At 59.8% G+C, this 17509-nt stretch carries 14 protein-coding genes; 6 read left to right on the top strand and 8 right to left on the bottom strand.

Going from position 1 to position 17509, the window contains the following annotated elements; all coding sequences use genetic code 11:
• Positions 1-216: 216 nt before the first annotated feature.
• The 4 genes from ugpB (at position 217) to WNZ14_RS18820 (ending at position 4378) form a co-directional block, all read left to right on the top strand.
• Entirely contained in the window at positions 217-1527 is a 1311-nt protein-coding gene (gene ugpB / locus WNZ14_RS18835; RefSeq protein ID WP_342870148.1) for a sn-glycerol-3-phosphate ABC transporter substrate-binding protein UgpB, read from the top strand.
• A gap of 62 nt (positions 1528-1589) precedes the next feature.
• Positions 1590-2471 carry a sn-glycerol-3-phosphate ABC transporter permease UgpA gene (ugpA, locus tag WNZ14_RS18830; RefSeq protein WP_342870147.1) on the top strand — a complete coding sequence of 294 codons (882 nt, stop codon included), beginning with the start codon at positions 1590-1592 and terminating at the stop codon, positions 2469-2471.
• Between the two features lie 8 nt (positions 2472-2479).
• Positions 2480-3316, top strand: coding sequence for a sn-glycerol-3-phosphate ABC transporter permease UgpE (ugpE, locus tag WNZ14_RS18825; protein WP_342870146.1), 837 nt, complete (start codon positions 2480-2482; stop codon positions 3314-3316).
• 6 nt (positions 3317-3322) lie between these two features.
• Positions 3323-4378, top strand: coding sequence for a sn-glycerol-3-phosphate import ATP-binding protein UgpC (locus WNZ14_RS18820; RefSeq protein ID WP_342870145.1), 1056 nt, complete (start codon positions 3323-3325; stop codon positions 4376-4378).
• A gap of 23 nt (positions 4379-4401) precedes the next feature.
• Here the strand turns inward: WNZ14_RS18820 and WNZ14_RS18815 are convergent, their stop codons facing one another.
• From WNZ14_RS18815 to WNZ14_RS18805, 3 genes are read right to left on the bottom strand one after another with little or no spacing between them, the layout of a single operon-like run.
• Positions 4402-5937: a DHA2 family efflux MFS transporter permease subunit gene (locus tag WNZ14_RS18815; protein ID WP_342870144.1), complete on the bottom strand. Its 1536-nt coding sequence runs from the start codon at positions 5935-5937 to the stop codon at positions 4402-4404.
• A 24-nt stretch (positions 5938-5961) separates the two neighbouring features.
• Complete coding sequence (locus tag WNZ14_RS18810) at positions 5962-7068, bottom strand: HlyD family secretion protein (protein ID WP_342870143.1); 1107 nt, start codon at positions 7066-7068, stop codon at positions 5962-5964.
• Positions 7065-7541: a MarR family transcriptional regulator gene (locus WNZ14_RS18805; protein WP_342870142.1), complete on the bottom strand. Its 477-nt coding sequence runs from the start codon at positions 7539-7541 to the stop codon at positions 7065-7067. The genes WNZ14_RS18810 and WNZ14_RS18805 overlap by 4 nt, the downstream gene beginning before the upstream one ends.
• Before the next feature lie 186 nt (positions 7542-7727).
• On the opposite strand from WNZ14_RS18805, the gene WNZ14_RS18800 reads away from it, so the two are divergent.
• The gene (locus tag WNZ14_RS18800) at positions 7728-9344 is read left to right on the top strand and encodes a GMC family oxidoreductase N-terminal domain-containing protein (RefSeq protein WP_342870141.1); all 1617 of its coding nucleotides are present in this window, start codon (positions 7728-7730) and stop codon (positions 9342-9344) included.
• Positions 9345-9358: 14 nt separating this feature from the next.
• Here the strand turns inward: WNZ14_RS18800 and xdhC are convergent, their stop codons facing one another.
• The 5 genes from xdhC to WNZ14_RS18775 all read right to left on the bottom strand — a co-directional run bounded on the left by xdhC (position 9359) and on the right by WNZ14_RS18775 (position 16068).
• Positions 9359-10165, bottom strand: coding sequence for a xanthine dehydrogenase accessory protein XdhC (gene xdhC, locus WNZ14_RS18795; protein ID WP_342870140.1), 807 nt, complete (start codon positions 10163-10165; stop codon positions 9359-9361).
• A complete protein-coding gene (xdhB, locus tag WNZ14_RS18790; RefSeq protein WP_342870139.1) occupies positions 10165-12537 on the bottom strand; it encodes a xanthine dehydrogenase molybdopterin binding subunit in 2373 nt (790 codons plus the stop codon). The genes xdhC and xdhB overlap by 1 nt, the downstream gene beginning before the upstream one ends.
• A 2-nt stretch (positions 12538-12539) precedes the next feature.
• Complete coding sequence (gene xdhA, locus WNZ14_RS18785; RefSeq protein ID WP_342870138.1) at positions 12540-14024, bottom strand: xanthine dehydrogenase small subunit; 1485 nt, start codon at positions 14022-14024, stop codon at positions 12540-12542.
• A 128-nt stretch (positions 14025-14152) separates the two neighbouring features.
• A complete protein-coding gene (locus WNZ14_RS18780) occupies positions 14153-15232 on the bottom strand; it encodes a patatin-like phospholipase family protein (RefSeq protein ID WP_342870137.1) in 1080 nt (359 codons plus the stop codon).
• 62 nt (positions 15233-15294) lie between these two features.
• On the bottom strand, positions 15295-16068 hold the full coding sequence (locus tag WNZ14_RS18775; RefSeq protein ID WP_342870283.1) for a 3-hydroxybutyrate dehydrogenase: 774 nt from the start codon (positions 16066-16068) through the stop codon (positions 15295-15297).
• Between the two features lie 179 nt (positions 16069-16247).
• Here WNZ14_RS18775 and WNZ14_RS18770 point away from each other — a divergent pair, with 179 nt between their 5' ends.
• On the top strand, positions 16248-17441 hold the full coding sequence (locus WNZ14_RS18770; protein ID WP_342870136.1) for a YbfB/YjiJ family MFS transporter: 1194 nt from the start codon (positions 16248-16250) through the stop codon (positions 17439-17441).
• Positions 17442-17509 lie beyond the last annotated feature (68 nt).

The raw sequence follows: 17509 nt of genomic DNA, 5'->3' as shown, positions 1-17509 counted from the left end.
GCCCGCTTTCGCCTCGCCGGGAATTAATCAGTTGCAGGATTTTTCTGATAATCCAGTTGATTGCCTTGCAATGCAGAGAAAGTGCGCTCGCGGTTTCGTTTTCCACACTTCCTGTCACAAAACTGTTTTCATTTGCGCGGTAGACGCTCCGGAGTTACGTTTCCCTTTCGGGTTACGTTCGTTTTCACGCGTTTCCCATCAAGGGAGGAAGTTCACATGAAAAAATTCATCGCCGCCGGCGTTGTCGCTGCACTCATGTCTGGCGTCGCGCCAGCCAGCGCCGCCACTCAGATCGATTTCTGGCATGCCTTTACCGGACGCCTCGGAGAGCTTCTCGACGAGCAGGTCGCAAAGTTCAACGCGTCCCAGACCGACTACACCGTTGTCGCCACCAACAAGGGCAACTACTCCGAAACGCTCAATGCCGGCATCGCCGCATTCCGCGCAGGCGAACAGCCTGACATTCTTCAGGTTTTCGAAGTCGGTACCGCCACAATGATGGCCGCCAAGGGTGCCATCAAGCCCGTCTATGAAGTCATGGCCGAATCAGGCCTGCCGTTTGATCAGTCAGCCTATCTGGCTGCCGTTGCCGGTTACTACACCACCACCGAAGGCCAGATGCTTTCGCTGCCCTACAACTCGTCGACGCCTGTCCTTTACGTCAACAAGGACGCGCTGAAGGCTGCCGGTCTTGATCCGGAAATGGATCTGTCGACCTGGGACAAGGTCGGAACCGCACTCGACGCGCTAAAGGCATCTGGCAACAAGTGCCCGCTGACCACTGCATGGCAGAGCTGGATTCATCTCGAGAACCTCTCCGCCTATCACAATGTTCCCTTCGCTTCGCAAGAGAACGGTTTTGCCGGAGTTGATACCGAACTTACCTTCAACGGCGATGTTCAGGTCAAGCACGTGGAAACGCTCGGTCAGTGGGCCAAGGATGGCAAGTTCATCTATTCGGGCCGCCGCAATGAAGGTGGTGCACCGTTCCGCGCCGGTGAATGCGCTATGTTCACCGAATCTTCGGCTGGCTATGCCGGTGTGAAGAAGGAAGCAACTTTCGACTTCGCCATCCGTCCGCTGCCTTACTGGAGCGATGTTGAAGGTGCCCCGCAAAACACCATTATCGGTGGCGCATCCTTGTGGGCCATGGAGGGCCAGACAGCTGAAGAGTACAAGGGCGTTGCGGCGTTCTTCAACTTCCTCTCAAGCTCCGACATCCAGGCCAAATGGCATCAGGACACCGGTTACCTGCCGATCACCATGGCTGCCTATGAAGCAACCAAGGCGTCCGGATATTACGAAGAAAACCCGGGCACTGACATTGCCATCATCCAGATGACGGGCAAGGCGCCGACCGCCAATTCCAAGGGATTGCGTCTGGGCAACTTTGACCAGATCCGCGGCATCATCGACGAAGAACTCGAAGGTGTCTGGAACGGTTCGAAATCCGCGAAAGACGCGCTGGATACTGCCGTCTCCCGTGGTGACGAACTGCTCCGCCGTTTTGAGCAGGCCAACCGCTAACATTGTTGGTCCGGCGGAGCTGTCAAAGGCTCCGCCGGTTTTCTCTTCCCGGTTGGTGATTCATGGAAAAGCGTGTCGTATTTGACAACCGCTGGCTGCCCTATCTGCTGGTAACCCCGCAGCTGCTTGTCACATTTGTGTTTTTCTTCTGGCCGGCAGGGCAGGCGATCTACCAGTCTGCCTTCATCCCTGATCCGTTCGGGCTGAAGACCCAGTTCGTCGGCTTCGGCAATTTCGAATATCTCTTCGGAAATCGCTATTATCGCGAGTCGTTCCTTACGACGGCCGTCTTCTCTGTGCTGGTCACCGTCTCGGCCATGTCCTTTGCACTCTGGCTCGCAGTCCTCGCCGATCGTGTCATCAAGGGATCGGGTGCCTACCGCACGCTTCTGATCTGGCCCTACGCGGTGGCACCCGCCATCGCCGGTGTGTTGTGGCTGTTCATGTTCAATCCGTTCACCGGCATCATCACCTGGGCGCTTTCGCAAATGGGCTATGCCTGGAACCACACTCTCGATGGCGGTCAGGCCATGGCGCTGGTTGTAGCCGCCTCGGCCTGGAAGCAGATCAGCTACAATTTCCTGTTCTTTCTTGCCGGCCTGCAGGCAATTCCGAAAAGCGTCATAGAAGCTGCGGCGATCGACGGTGCCAGCTTCTGGCGCAGGTTCTGGACCATCGTGTTTCCGTTGCTCTCGCCAACCACTTTCTTCCTGTTGGTGGTCAACATCATCTACGCCTTCTTTGACACCTTCGGCGTCATTCACACCATCACCAAAGGTGGGCCTGAGCAATCGACCACGATCCTGGTCTACAAGGTCTTTTCCGATGGCTTCGTCGGCCAGGATCTGGGCTCTTCGGCCGCCCAGTCGGTCGTCCTGCTTGGACTGGTCGGCATCCTGACCGTGGTCCAGTTCCGCTTTATTGAACGACGGGTGCACTACTGATGATTGGCATGGTCGAAAAACGAGGGATTGGCACCTGGCTCACCCATGCCGGGCTGATCTTCGGCATTGCGGTGATCTGTTTCCCGATCTGGATCGCATTCGTCGCGTCCACAGTGACCCAGGACGATCTGATCCGGCCGCCGATGCCTTTGCTGCCAGGGCCGCATTTTGTCGAAAACTATCTTGAGGCGCTTCTGACCGGCGGTGTTGCGCCGGTCTGGCAGATGCTGCTCAATTCGCTTGTGATGGCGCTCGGCATCACCATCGGCAAGATCATCATCTCGCTGCTGTCGGCCTATGCCATCGTCTATTTCAAGTTCCGTTTCCGGATGCTGTTCTTCTGGCTGATCTTCATGACCCTGATGCTGCCGGTCGAAGTCCGCATCGTGCCGACCTACGAGGTCGTGGCCAGCTTGGGGCTGCTCAACAGCTACACCGGTCTGATCCTGCCGTTGATCGCGTCAGCCACGGCCACATTCCTGTTTCGGCAATTGTTCATGACCATACCCGACGAGCTGACCGAAGCCGCGCGTGTCGATGGTGCTGGCCCTGTCCGCTTTTTCATCGATATCCTGCTGCCGATGTCGCGCACCAACATCGCGGCCCTGTTCGTCATTCTCTTTATCTATGGCTGGAACCAGTATCTCTGGCCATTGCTGGTTACCACCGACCCTTCCATGAACACCGTGATCATGGGCATCAAGCAGATGCTGCCGACAGGGGATCAGACGGTCGAATGGCCGGTGATCATGGCGACTGCCATGCTGGCCATGCTGCCGCCGGTGCTGGTTGTTGTCGGCATGCAGAAACTCTTCGTCAAAGGCTTGGTCGAAAGCGAGAAATGAATTCAAATGGCTGAAATCAAACTTGAAGCGATCAAAAAGAACTACGGCCGGACCGAAGTCATCCACGGCATCGACGCGGAAATCAGCGATGGCGAGTTCATTGTCATCGTCGGCCCGTCAGGCTGCGGCAAGTCAACGCTTTTGCGTATGGTCGCTGGCCTGGAAACCATCACCTCTGGCGACATTCATATTGGCAACCGGGTGGTCAACAAGCTCGAGCCGCGTGAACGCGACATTGCAATGGTGTTCCAGAACTACGCGCTCTATCCGCATATGAGCGTGTTCGACAACATGGCCTATGGCCTCAAGATCGCAAATGTCCCCAAGCCCGAAATACTCTCGCGGGTGAACGAAGCGGCGCGGATGCTGGAACTGGAACCCTATCTTGATCGCAAGCCGCGCCAGCTTTCCGGCGGTCAGCGCCAGCGCGTCGCCATGGGCCGCGCCATCGTTCGCAAGCCAGCCGTCTTCCTGTTTGATGAACCTCTCTCCAACCTTGACGCCAAGTTGCGGGTGCAGATGCGTCTGGAGATCAAGGCGCTGCAGCGCAAGCTCGGCGTGACTGCGCTCTATGTGACCCATGATCAGGTTGAAGCCATGACATTGGCCGATCGCATGATCGTCATGAATGCCGGTGTCGCCGAGCAGGTCGGCGCGCCGCTGGAAGTCTATGCCAATCCGGCGACCTTGTTCGTTGCGGGCTTCATCGGTTCACCGCCGATGAACGTGCTCAGCCACGACATCCGGCCGGGCAGGGGTGCGCTCGATCCCGGCGCAGTCATCGGGGTAAGGCCCGAGCACATAGATCTGGTAGCGCCAGGCGCCGGCCTCATCGATTTCGATGTAGCCTTCTGTGAGCCGCTGGGTGCGGAGACACTGGTGCACGGTGTTACAGCGGCAGGCGACAAGCTGGTGGTGCGGATTGACGGTGAGGTGAAGCTGCCTGCCGATGGCACTCGCGTGGGTCTGGCAATTGATCCCGCGCGCATTCTCGCTTTCGACGCCGCAGGTCGCCGCAGCGAAATCGGAGACCGCTGCGACAATTCCGGGTCTGAGCGCTAGAGCCTGCGCCTCCGTAACGGCCCTCAATCCATATGCGCTGCGGCAGGCGCTGCCGCAGCTTGTGCTGATTGCGGCTTGCGCAGGAGAAGCGCCAGGGGAATGGCAAACAGCGTTACCAGCATCATCAGCTTGAAGTCGTTGTTGTAGGAAATCATCAATGCCTGCTGGTTGACCAGCCCATCAAGGGTCTGCAGCGTGGTCGGATTTATCACGGGCCCCGGCATCAGGTCTTTCACCACCGGATTGAACGGGTTGATGAAGGCGCCGAGCTCCTGATGATTGATCTGCACATTGCGGGTCAGGTAGAGCGTCACCACGGAAATGCCGATCGAGGAGCCAAGGTTGCGCACCAGGCTGAAAAGGCTGGCGGCATCCGTGCGAAAGCGCGTTTCAAGCGTGGCGAAAGCAATGGCTGACAGCGGCACAAAGACGAGGCCAAGACCAAGGCCCTGAATGATACCCGTCGAGATCACCGGACCGCTGTCCATCTGTGGCGAGAAGCCGGTCATCAGGTAGAGCGACGTCGAGGTCAGCATGAGCCCGGCAATAACCAGGTAGCGCGGGTCCACCATGCGAACCAGGCGTCCCACCAGGATCATCGAGATCATGGTGCCGACACCTCGCGGCGCCATCACCAGCCCTGTTGTTATGGTCGAGTAGCCGAAGACCCGCGACAGCATAGGTGGCAGCAGCGCCAAGCTTGCGAGCAAGACGATGCCGACAATGAAGATTAGCACAAGGCCGGTGACAAAATTGCGGTCGGCAAAGATTTTCGGATCGACGAACGGATCCTCCGCGGTCGCCAGATGCACCGTGAAAACCCATATGCCGGTGATCGCCAGGCTGAGTTCGATCCAGATTTCCCAAGCCGAAAACCAGTCGACCTCGCCGCCGCGGTCAAGCATCAGCTGCAGGGCGCCAACGCCAAGTGACAGCATGGCGAAACCGAAGAAGTCGAACCGGCGAATGCGCCGCGCGACTTCAGGCAGATAGGCGGCACAGCCCATGAAAGCGACGATGCCGACTGGAAGGTTGATGAAGAACACCCAGCGCCAGTTCAGCGTCTCGGTCAGCCAGCCGCCCAACGTCGGGCCGATGATAGGCCCGACCATGATGCCGGCGCCCCAAATCGCCATCGCCTGTCCATGACGTTCCTTCGGGTTGATGTCGAGAAGGAAGGTCTGTGACAGCGGCACGATGGCCGCACCGAACATGCCCTGAAGCAGCCGGAAGAGAACCATGGTCTCGAGACTTGGGGCCAGGCCGCAGGCCATCGAGGTCGCGGTGAAGCCGACAATGGTTGTCAGGAAAAGTTGCCGCCTGCCGAACCTGTCCGCAAGCCAACCTGTCACCGGTGTCATGATCGCGGCCGCGACGATATAGGACGTCAGCACCCAGGTGATGGTGTCCTGCGAGGCGTCGAGGTCGCCGGTCATCGACGGTAGTGCCACATTGGCAATCGTCGTGTCGAGCACCTGCATGATGGTCGCGAGCATGATCGAAACCGTGATCAGGCCCCGGAAAGGCACATTGTGCCCGGGTTCGTCAGTGGTGCTCATGACCGTTGTTTTCCTGGCGCTCGTTTATTCCGCCGCCCTGGCGCTGCTGAACAATTCGCCGAAGCTGCGGCTGGCACCGGTGTCCACGGTGACGGTGGCGCTCAGACCCGAACGTGCCAGGATCTCGGCTTCAGGATTGTCGAGCTTGATCCGCACCGGAATTCTCTGCGTGACCTTGACCCAGTTGCCGGTCGCATTCTGTGCAGGCAGCAGCGAGAATTCGGCACCGGTCCCGGCGCCAATCGAGTCGACCTTGGCCCGGAATGTGCGATCCGGATAAAGATCAAACACCACTTCCGCCGACTGATCTGGCTTCATGTTTGCCAGCTGCGGTTCCTTGAAATTGGCGTCGATCCAGGGATTTTTGGTCTCAACGATCGTGAACAGCGACGCCCCCGGCGTGACGTATTCGCCTGGCCGGAAAGATGAAGCCTGATAAACCAGGCCGTCGGCTGGCGCGTGCACCGTTGCGGCCGATAGGTTATACGCGGCCTTGTTGCGGGCAGCTATTGCGGCCACCACCATCGGGTGATCGTCAATTGCGCCGTCGAGGCTGTTGGCAAGGGCTGCCTGAGCCGTAGCAACCGCCTGCTTGGCAGCCACAAGGCCCTGCGCAGACTTCTGCGCTGTATGGCGCGCGTCATCGAGCGAAGAATTGGTCGCAACACCCTTTGCGGTCAGCGACGTCTGCCGGTCAAGCGTATCTTGGTAGAACGCTGCGTCATCCGCGGCGATCTGTTCCTGGGTCAAGGCCTGGCTGTAGGCCGCCTTGAGTTCGATGACATTCAAACGGGCGCTCTCAACAGCGGCATTGGCCTGGTTGAGGGCAATCTGAAGCGGCTCGGGGTCAACCTCGAACAACACGTCGCCCTTCTTGACGGGCACGTTTTCCGCCACGTTGACACTGACCACCCGGCCGGCGATCTCGCTGGCGATGGTGATCCGAGCCAACCGCATGTTGGCGTTTTCGGTTTCCTCGTATCGGCCGCCGTTGACCCAGACATAGAGGCCTGCACCAACCAGCAGGCAGGGCACCAGCAACATCAAGACGTTGCGGCGGAGTTTGGAAGGCTTCTTTGTCGCAGCAGGGGAATCTGTGTTTGCTGCGGTTTGCTTGTCTTGAATGCTCATGATTGCGCCAGATCTTCGAGGGCGGGGGAAGCCGTCGTTGTTTCATCGGAGGAAAGGTTTGCGACCACTATCGCCAGCGCTGAAACCAGCGCCTGCTTCTGGTCTTCTTCAAGGCCGGTCATTGCCTCGTTGTAGATATCGACTGCGACAGCCTTGATGTCGGAATAGGCCGCCAGACTTTGATCGGTCGGCACCACCAGTTTCACCCGGCGGTCGGTTTCATGCGAGCAGCGCTTGACCCAGCCGCCTTGCTCCATGCGGTCGATCAGTCGCGAGACACTGATCGGCTCGATTTCCATAAGTTCGGCCAGGCGCGCCTGCGTCGCCTTCTCTTCGCGCACAACCTTCACCAGAAGCCGCCACTGCGCGGACGACAGGCCATGTTCCTGGCCGCGCTTTTCGAATTTCTTGCGCAGAAGCCGGGCCACGTCGTGGACGAGAAAGCCAAATTGATCGATGTTCGTCGTTTTCATAAGCCAAATATATAATAAGCATGCTTATGAAACAAGGGTGCGTTGCAACATTCCCTGATATGGCTAACAAGATCCTTCAGCTGCGATGTCGCCCAAGGGCCAGCGAAAGGCGCTGCAAATCCATTGATTGAGACCAGCAAATGTGACAACGCTTCACCATCAAACCGTCGGCGCTGCGAGCATTTTATGGACAATCCGGACTTCATCATTATCGGCGCCGGTTCGTCCGGCTGCGTCATGGCCGAACGTCTCTCGGCCTCGGGTCGTCACAAGGTGCTGGTGCTGGAAGCCGGCGGCGACGACCGTCGTTTTTTCGTGCAGATGCCTCTTGGCTACGGCAAGACATTCTTTGATCCGAAGGTGAACTGGATGTACCGCGCCGAGCCCGATCCGGGTCTGGCCGGGAATGTCGATCACTGGCCGCGCGGCCGGGTTCTGGGCGGATCGTCCTCGATCAACGCCATGGTCTGGGTGCGCGGACACCGTGCCGATTTTGACGAATGGCGCGATGCCGGCAACCCCGGCTGGGGCGCCGATGAGATGCTTTCTGCATTCCGCGATGTGGAATGCGCCATTGTCGGCGATGACTCGATCAGGGGCCGCAAGGGGCCGCTCAACCTGTTTGTGCCGGGCAAGACCGTTCATCCCCTGACGCGAAAATGGTTCCAATCAGCCCAAGCCATCGGCCTGCCGCTCAATCCCGATTTCAACGGCGAGAGCCAGGATGGCGTCGGCCTATTCGAGTTCACCATTCACAATGGCCGCCGCCTGTCCGCCGCCCGCGCTTTCCTGCGTCCCGCGCTGTTGCGGACAAACCTGCGGGTGATCACCGGCGCTCATGTGACGGGTCTGAATTTCGATGGCGCCCGCGTGACAGGCGTCACCTATACCCGCAATGGAAAGTCCGAGACGGTCAAGGCGGGCAGGGAGGTCATTCTCAGCGGCGGATCAGTCAACTCGCCACAGCTTCTGCAGCTTTCTGGCATCGGACCTGCGGATCATCTCAAGGCTCTGGGGATCGATGTCCGCATCGACAATGCCAATGTCGGCCGCAATCTCGAAGACCATATCGGAACCAACTACACCTATCGCGCCAATTGCCCGACCATCAACCAGCAGCTTGGGCCATGGTGGGGCAAGCTGTCGGCGGGTATGCGATACATGCTGTTCCGCGATGGCCCGCTGTCGGTCAGCCTCAATCAGGCCGGCGGCTTCATCCGCACCTCGCCGGACCGGCAGCGTCCCAACATGCAGCTCTATTTTCAGGCCTTCTCGACGGTCATTCCGCGGCCCGGCGAACGCCCGATCCTGAGTCCCGATCCATGGCCGGGCTTTTCCATCGGCTGGTCCAACTGCCGTCCAAAGAGCCGCGGCGAGATCATGATCCGCTCGGCAGATCCGTCAGATGCGCCGCGCATCACGCCCAACGCTCTCTCCCATGAGGATGATGTTGCTGAAATGCTGGCGACAGGCAAACTCGTGCGCCGAATGGCCGCTGCCAAACCGCTTGCCGACTGCATCGAGGCGGAGCTGCTCCCGGGGCCAGACATAGCAAGTGACGAAGCTATCATCGATGATTTCCGTCGCCGGTCCGGCACGGTCTATCATCCGGTCGCCACATGTCGCATGGGGCCAGATGCTGCCAAGGCAGTGGTCGATGCACGGCTACGCGTTCATGGCGTCGAAGGTTTGCGAGTGGTCGACTGCTCGATCTTCCCCAACATCATCACTGGCAACACCAATGGCGCGGCCATCGCCACCGCATGGCGGGCATCGCAACTGGTGCTTGAGGACACCGCCTGACAGTCAGGACGAGGCTACTTCCAGTTGGCAAGAGCAGCGATAATATCAGCCGCAACGGTGGCGGCGATCACCTCGGGCCGCTTGTCGGCAATCTTGCGGCCGATCGGGCAGGTGAGTTTCGAAAGCCTGGCCTTGTCGCCGCCTTCGCGCACATATTGATGCTCGAATGTTGCGCGCTTGGTGTCTGATCCGATCATGCCGACCTGGGCCAGATCGTCACGCGCCAGGGCAGCCGACACGATCAGGAAATCGAGCGCATGATCGTGGGTCAGCACGATCACCGCGCTGCCCGGTCTTATCCCTTTGACGAGGCTCTCGGGCAGGGCGGTCAGATGCCGCTCGGCGCCCTTGGGCGTCAGATCCAGCTCTTCGGAGCGCGTTTCGGCAACATGAACACTGACCGGCAGCAGCAGCAACGCATCGGCCAGCGCCCGGCCGACATGACCTCCACCAAACAGCCAGACGTCTGGATCGCTCGCGTCTTCGGCTTCCACCATAGCCTCGACCTCGCCGATACGGGCAGGGGCGATGATCTCAAAAGACAGCGTCACATGCCCGCCGCAGCATTGCCCGATCTCTGGCCCCAGCGGCAGAGCCATCGGCTCGGCGCTGGCGCCTGACAGCACGTCGCGGGCGCGATCAATGGCTTCAAGCTCCAGCCGTCCGCCACCGATCGTGCCGAAGGCCGCAGCTTTGGAAACCAGCATCCAGGTGCCGGTGTTGCGCGGCGTCGAGCCTTTGGCTTCGATAACCCGGACAAGCACAAAACCCGGGGCTTCGGCGATTGCAGCAAAGTCGCGATAGGCGCCAAGCCGCGCCATCAGACGTTCGCCTCGTCCTCTCCGGACATCTCGGCATCGGCAACCATGGCTTTGAGCCGCTCCACCGCCATCAGCACCCGCTCGGGCGTCGCGGGAGCGTCAAGCTTTGGTGACACCTGGTAATCGGCGATCGAGGCGACGGCCATTCCAAGCGCTTCGAGCACCGAAATCGGCAGCATGAAGGGCGGCTCGCCAACGGCCTTGGATCGCCGGATGGTCGGCTCCCGGTTTTCCGCCCAGTCGGCGAGCTTCACGTTGAAGACCTTCGGCCGGTCCGATGCCAGCGGGATCTTGTAGGTTGAGGGCGCATGGGTCCTAAGCCGGCCCTTGCCGTCCCACCACAATTCTTCTGTCGTCAGCCAGCCCATGCCCTGCACGAATGCGCCTTCGATCTGACCAATGTCGAGCGCCGGGTTGAGTGATTTTCCGGCATCGTGCAGCACATCGACACGGTCGACCTGGTATTCGCCGGTCAGCGTATCGATGGACACTTCCGACACTGCCGCGCCGTAGGCGAAGTAGTAGAACGGCCGGCCCCTGCCGCTTGCGCGATCCCAGTGAATGTCTGGCGTCTTGTAGAAGCCGGCGGCCGAAAGCTGGATCCGGGCCTGATAGGCCATCTTGATGAAATCGCCGAAGGCCAGCAACTCGTTGCCGATGCGCACATGGTTGGGAATGAACTCCACCTGCTCGGGCGGCACGCTGAATTTCTCTGACGCGAACGCCACCAGCCGTGTTTTGATCTGTTGCGCCGCATTGGCCGCCGCCATGCCGTTGAGATCTGTGCCGGACGAGGCCGCTGTGGCCGAGGTGTTGGGCACCTTGCCGGTGGTGGTGGCGGTAATCCGGATGGTGTCTAGATCGACCTGAAACTCTTCGGCCAGAACCTGAGCCACCTTGGTGTTGAGCCCCTGGCCCATCTCTGTGCCACCATGGTTGAGATGGATTGATCCGTCCTGGTAGACGTGCACCAGAGCACCCGCCTGATTGTACCAGGTCGCGGTGAACGAGATGCCGAATTTCACCGGCGTCAGCGCGATGCCGCGGCGGATGACCGGACTGCTTTCGTTGAAATCGATGATTTCGGCGCGGCGTGCCTGATAATCAGACGATGTCTCCAGATCTTCGACGATTCTGGCGATGATATTGTCTTCCACCGTCTGGTGGTAAGGAGTCACATTGCGACCCTCGCCACCGTAGAAGTTGGCCTTGCGGATCTCCAGTGGATCCCGCCCGAGTGCATAGGCCACATCCTCGATCATCCGCTCGCCGCCAAGCATTCCCTGCGGTCCGCCAAACCCGCGGAAAGCGGTATTGGACACGGTGTTGGTCATCATGGGTTTGGAGACCAACCGCACATCCTGGTAGAAATAGCAGTTGTCGGCATGAAACAGCGCCCGGTCGGTGACCGGTCCCGAGAGGTCGGACGAAAATCCGCAGCGCGCCGCAAACGTTGCATCGACAGCATGAATGACGCCACTCTCGTCATAGCCGACATCGTAATCGACAACGAAATCGTGCCGCTTGCCGGTGATGATCATGTCGTCGTCGCGGTCCGGCCGGATCTTGACCGCGCGGTTGAGCTTCTTGGCAGCGATTGCTGCAATGGCCGCAAACTGGTTGCTCTGCGTTTCCTTGCCGCCGAACCCGCCGCCCATGCGCCGCACCTGCACGGTCACGGCATTCGAGACAACCCCCAGTGCGTGCGCCACCATATGCTGGACTTCGCTCGGGTGTTGCGTCGAGGACCAGACGGTGACCTCGTCATCCTCGCCGGGAATGGCAAAGGCGATATGGCCTTCAAGATAGAAATGATCCTGTCCGCCGATCCGCATCTCGCCCTTGAGCCGCAAAGGTGATGCGGCAAGCCCGGCCTCAATGTCGCCGCGTTCGAGCTTCAGAGGCTCGGTTACCAGCGGATAGTCGGCGTCCATGGCCGCGCGCACGTCGGTGAAATACGGCAGGTCCTCATAGCCGATGACCGCCCGTTTGGCGGCGCGGCGTGCCATTTCCCGGGTTTCTGCGATGACCGCGAACACTGGCTGGCCGTGAAACAGCACCTTCTCTGTTGCAAGCACCGGCTCGTCATTGCGATCGCTTGGTGAAATGTCGTTGCTTCCCGGAACGTCCGCACCGGTGAGAACCGTCATCACGCCTTCGGATGCGCGAACCGCATCAAGATCAAGCGAGGTGATGCGTGCATGGGCCCGGTCGGTCAGACCGAGATAGCCGTGCAGTGTGCCAGCTGGTTCTGCCATGTCATCGATATAATCGGCACTGCCGGTGACATGCTTGTGAGCGGAATCATGCTTGCGGGCCACGTGGGCCCCGCCTGAGATTTCTGTGCGGCTGCGTGGAGTGGGTGCGTCCATGGTCATGCCTCCGCCATCGCCGGGTGGCGTTCGATCCGCGCCGGCGCGCCGCAGGTTTCCAGAAAGAACCGGATCATCAGGTTTTGCGCCGCCAGCATCCGGTACTCCGCACTTGCGCGCCAGTCTGACAGCGGCTGGTAGTCCTCAGCCAGGGCAACCCGCGCCGCCTGGATCGTGTCCCAGGACCAGGGCTGGCCGATCAGCGCTGCTTCTGCCGTTGCCGCCCGTTTGGGCGTGCCCGCCATGCCGCCAAAGGCGATGCGGGCCGAAGCCACCAGCCCTTCATCGTCAGTTGTCACGTGAAATGCGCCGCACAAGGCCGAGATGTCTTCGTCGCGGCGTTTGGAAATCTTGTAGACCGCGAAAAACACGTCGTCTTCGAGCGCCGGCACAAAGATGCTTTCGACAAATTCGCCGGCCTGACGATCCTGTTTGCCGTATTCGATGAAGAAATCGACCAGCGGAACCGTGCGGCGGTTGTCGCCCTTGCGCAAAGTCACCGACGCATCAAGCGCAATCAGGGGAGGCGGCGTGTCGCCGATCGGCGAACCGTTGGCGATGTTGCCGCCGACCGTTCCCATGTTGCGCACCTGCTCGCCGCCAATCCTGTCCCAAAGTTCAGCCAGTTGCGGGTACATCGCCACCAGCGCGCCGCGCGCCGAAGTGTAGGAGACGCCCGCGCCAAGCGTGATCCCGGCCTCATCCGTCTTGATGTGCTTCAATTCTTCCAGATGGCCGATATGGATCACCGGGGCGATGTCGCGCATGTGCTTGGTCACCCAAAGCCCGACATCTGTCGAACCGGCAACGATGGTCGCTTTCGGATGCGCTTCATAAAGTGCAGCCAGATCATTGAGGTCGGCTGGCAGATAGGTGGTGCCGCGTTCGTTCTCGATGGTCACACGCGCGCCATCGGTAAATTCGGCGAGGGCTTCCGTGGTGGCATCGTAAGCTGCGACCAGTCGGTCATTTTCGACAGCCGGAATGGTCTTTGCTGCCGCGATTGCTGCCTTGACGATCGGCTCGTAACCGGTGCAGCGGCATAGATTGCCCTGCAATTGTCGCTCGATGTCGGCTTCCGTGGGCTCCGGCTCGGCGAGCCACAAGGCGTGCAACGAGGCAACGATGCCCGGCGTGCAGAAGCCGCACTGCGAGCCGTGATTATCGACCATTGCCTGCTGTACGGCGCTCAAGCCGCCGTCTGGTCGGTTGAGATGTTCCACGGTCACCACGTGCGTGGCATCAAACGATCCGACAAACCGGATGCAGGCATTGACCGTCTCGTAGCTCAACAGCCCGTTGTCGATCCGTCCGACAAGCACGGTGCAGGCACCGCAATCGCCCTCGGCGCATCCTTCCTTCGTCCCGGTCAGCCGCCGGTCAAGCCTCAGCCAGTCAAGCAGGGTCAGATCGGGAGCAAAGCCGGAAATCTCGACGGTCTGGTCGTTGAGCCGGAAACGGATCGATGTGCGGTGGGACTGGGCCATGTCGCCTCTGTAATTTTGAACCAATTGGACAAAAGCTAACCCACTCTGTTGCTGTGCGAAAGAGCGTTTTGCGCATGCGACAGTTTCAGGCAAACTCGATCAATCGCTGTTTTTTCAATAAAAGCCGATCAATCCCGCACCTGGCTGCCATCCGGCTGCCGCGGCCCGGGCAACCCGAGATACTGACCTGCCAGATCAACTGTGGATCTCTTGCCGATATGGTCACGGTTTGCTTCAAGCCAGCGGTCCGCCTCGATCCGGCCGCGGTCGCGCAAATCGGTGAGAAACGACCAGCTCACATCAAATTTCGACGAGACCGGCAGATCGAGCAAGGCGTCGTCGGCGCGCACCGAATGCACCAGTATGTCTCTCAGGCGGTCCTTGTACTCATCCTTGAGCCAGTTCTGTTCAATCAGTCTGGTCACAAAGTTGATCGCCCGCATTTCGTCAAGCAGCGACGAATTGAACGAGATTTCGTTGATCCTGTTCAGGATGTCGGGCGCCGTCTTCGGCACGTCGTCGCGCTCCATCGGATTGATGTGAACGATCATCACATCCCGGCTTTCGCAATTGTAGAAGAACGGGAACAGCGCCGGATTGCCGACATAGCCCCCGTCCCAATAGTGCTCGCCGTCGATCTCGACCGCCTTGAACAGAAACGGAAGGCAAGCCGACGCCATGACGACATCCGCACTCACTTCCCTGGTCTCGAAAACGCGCACGCGGCCGCTGCGCACATTGGTTGCGCTCAGGAACAGCTTGGTCTTGCAGCGCTCACGCAGCGCCTCAAAGTCCACGCTATCCGACAGAAGGTCGTGCAGCGGATTGATGTCATAGGGATTGAATTCATAGGGCGAGAAGGTGCGGGTCATGGTGTCGAACGCCGCGTATGTTGCAGCGGTCAGCATTTCCATGCCCGGGAAAGCGACCTGCGGCAGAGCCCGTACAGGTGACCAGATTGAACCGCCCCGACTCGATCTGCGCCAGAAATCCTCAAGCGCCGCCTGTCCGCCAATGCGTCCGCCCTCCATCAGCCCATGCGCCAGTACGGCTGCGTTGACCGCGCCGGCGCTGGTGCCGGAAAGGCCTTCAAGCTCGATACTCGGCTCATCCAGCAAGCGGTCTATCACGCCCCAGCTGAAAGCGCCGTGCGATCCTCCGCCCTGCAGCGCCAGATTGATCATCCGGACCCCGTCTTTGCCAGCCATGGCTTTAGGTCGAGTCTTGGACTTGAGGCCAGACTTTGCCTTGGTCGCAGATCTTTCAGAACTCATTGCGCGGTCCAACCACCGTCCATCGGCAGGGCGGCGCCGGTAATCTGTGCTGCCTGCTCCGACGCCAGATAACTGGCCAAGGCGGCGATCTGGCCAACCTGCACGAATTGCTTGGTCGGCTGAGCCTTGAGGATCACATCGTTGATGACGTCTTCTTCGGTCATGTTTCGCGCCTTTGCCGTGTCTGCAATCTGGCCCGTGACCAACGGCGTCTCTACATATCCCGGACAGATGGCGTTGGCAGTGATGCCAAACTCGGCGCCTTCCAGCGCCACGGTCTTGATCAGCCCCAGAATGCCGTGCTTGGCTGCCACATAGGCGCTCTTGTAGGGCGAGGCGACGAGCCCGTGGGCAGATGCGATGGCAATCACACGGCCAAATTGGTTTTTCTTCATGATCGGCATCGCGGCACGGATCAGGTGAAATGCCGAACTCAGATTGATGGCAATAATGGCGTCCCACTTGGCTATCGGAAAGTCCTCGATCTTCTCGACATGTTGAATGCCCGCATTCGGCACAATGATATCGACGGAACCGAACTTCTTTTCTGTCGAGGCGACCAGGTCTGCAATTTCCTCAGGCACCATCATGTTGGCGCCGTGAAAGATCACCTCTCCCGCACCAAGCGCCGAGAGCCGCGCCCGGGTTGCCTCGATTTCCGTTTCCTTGCCCAAACCATTGAGAACCACATTGTGTCCCGCAAGCGCGAAACTCTCGGCAATTCCGAGTCCGATGCCGCTGGTTGACCCGGTTATGATGATGGTTTTCATGGGTGGTCCTTTTTATGTTGCAATGCACAAATAGGCGTTAGTCCGAAACAATTCCAATAAAATCTCAATTCACCGAGGGGCAAAATCCATTGACTATGAAGCCTGTGGGTTGTCTCCAGCGCTGAACGGGTTCATTGAGGTCGCAGAATCAACCCTGTCTTTGGCGCAGTCCTCCGCTCATGTCTCAGTCTGCCGAATTTGTCGCCCCGGCTCCGGGTCACGATCGCGGGATCCTGGCGACGGCCATTGCCGGCGCCATTGCCATGGCCGTCGCGATGGGCCTTGGTCGCTTCTTCTACACCCCGGTTCTGCCGGCAATGATGGCCGGTCTGGGGCTTGGTCCATCCGAAGCCGGCTGGATCGCCTCGGCCAATTATGTGGGCTATCTGCTTGGCGCGGTTCTCGCTGCCTATGGCTGGGCGGAAGGCATCGAACGCAAGGTCGCTCTGACAGGACTGGTGGCCACCGCGCTGCTTCTGCTCGCCATAGGGCTGTCGAGCAATGTCATGATTCTTGCCGCGATCCGCTTTCTGGCAGGGCTCGCCAGCGCCTTTGTCATGATTTTCACGTCAGCGATCGTGCTTTCCCATGGTCTAGGATCCGGAAAGCCTTGGGTCCAGTCAACGCATTTTGGCGGTGTCGGGTTGGGCATCTCAATCTCGGCCATCATGTTCGGTCTTATCATTCTGGCTGACAGTGGCTGGCGCATGGCCTGGATCATGGCGGCCCTGCTGGCCTTTGCCGGACTTGCGATTGTTTTCCGTTACCTCCCGCGTGATGTCGTGCGAACTGGCCCTGCGAAAAAGGAGCCGCCACTGGTCTGGACGCCTGCGCTCATTGCGCTGACCCTGGCCTACGGGATCTTCGGTTTTGGCTACATCGTCACCGCAACTTTCCTGGTGGCCATCGTCCGCGATGGCGGCGGCTCATCGCTGTTTGAAGCAGGCGTCTGGCTTGCTACCGGTATTGCGGCCGCTCCGTCAGTCGCCTATTGGCTGCCCGCCGTCAAACGCATGGGCCTGGTCAATGTCTTTGCACTCGGCTGCGTGGTTGAAGCACTCGGTGTGGCGGCAAGCGTTCTCGTGCCATTGCCCGCCGGACCGATTGTCGGCGGGATGCTTCTGGGCGGCACCTTCATCATGGTCACCGCCTTCGGCCTGCAGGTTGGTCGGCAACTCGCCTCTCAAAGTCCACGGCGCGCACTGGCGCTGATGACCGCAGCGTTCGGCACCGGGCAAATTCTCGGTCCTGTTGTTGCCGGTTACCTGGCCGACTGGTCGGGCACCTACACATGGGCGAGCCTCGCGGCGGCAGCGGGATTGCTCGCGTCCGGCGCCATCGTCCTGGTGTTCTGCAGACCTCGTGCCGCTTGAAAGACGACTCATCTTTTACGCAAGGCGCAACCAACCTTTGGCTGCGATCCGGAATGGCGGGTGCCATT

The organism is Hoeflea sp. AS60 (genome assembly GCF_038900115.1).
Classification (GTDB): domain Bacteria; phylum Pseudomonadota; class Alphaproteobacteria; order Rhizobiales; family Rhizobiaceae; genus Hoeflea.
The sequence above is the reverse complement of the archived record's forward strand: the minus strand, read 5'-3'. Positions and strand labels throughout refer to the sequence as shown.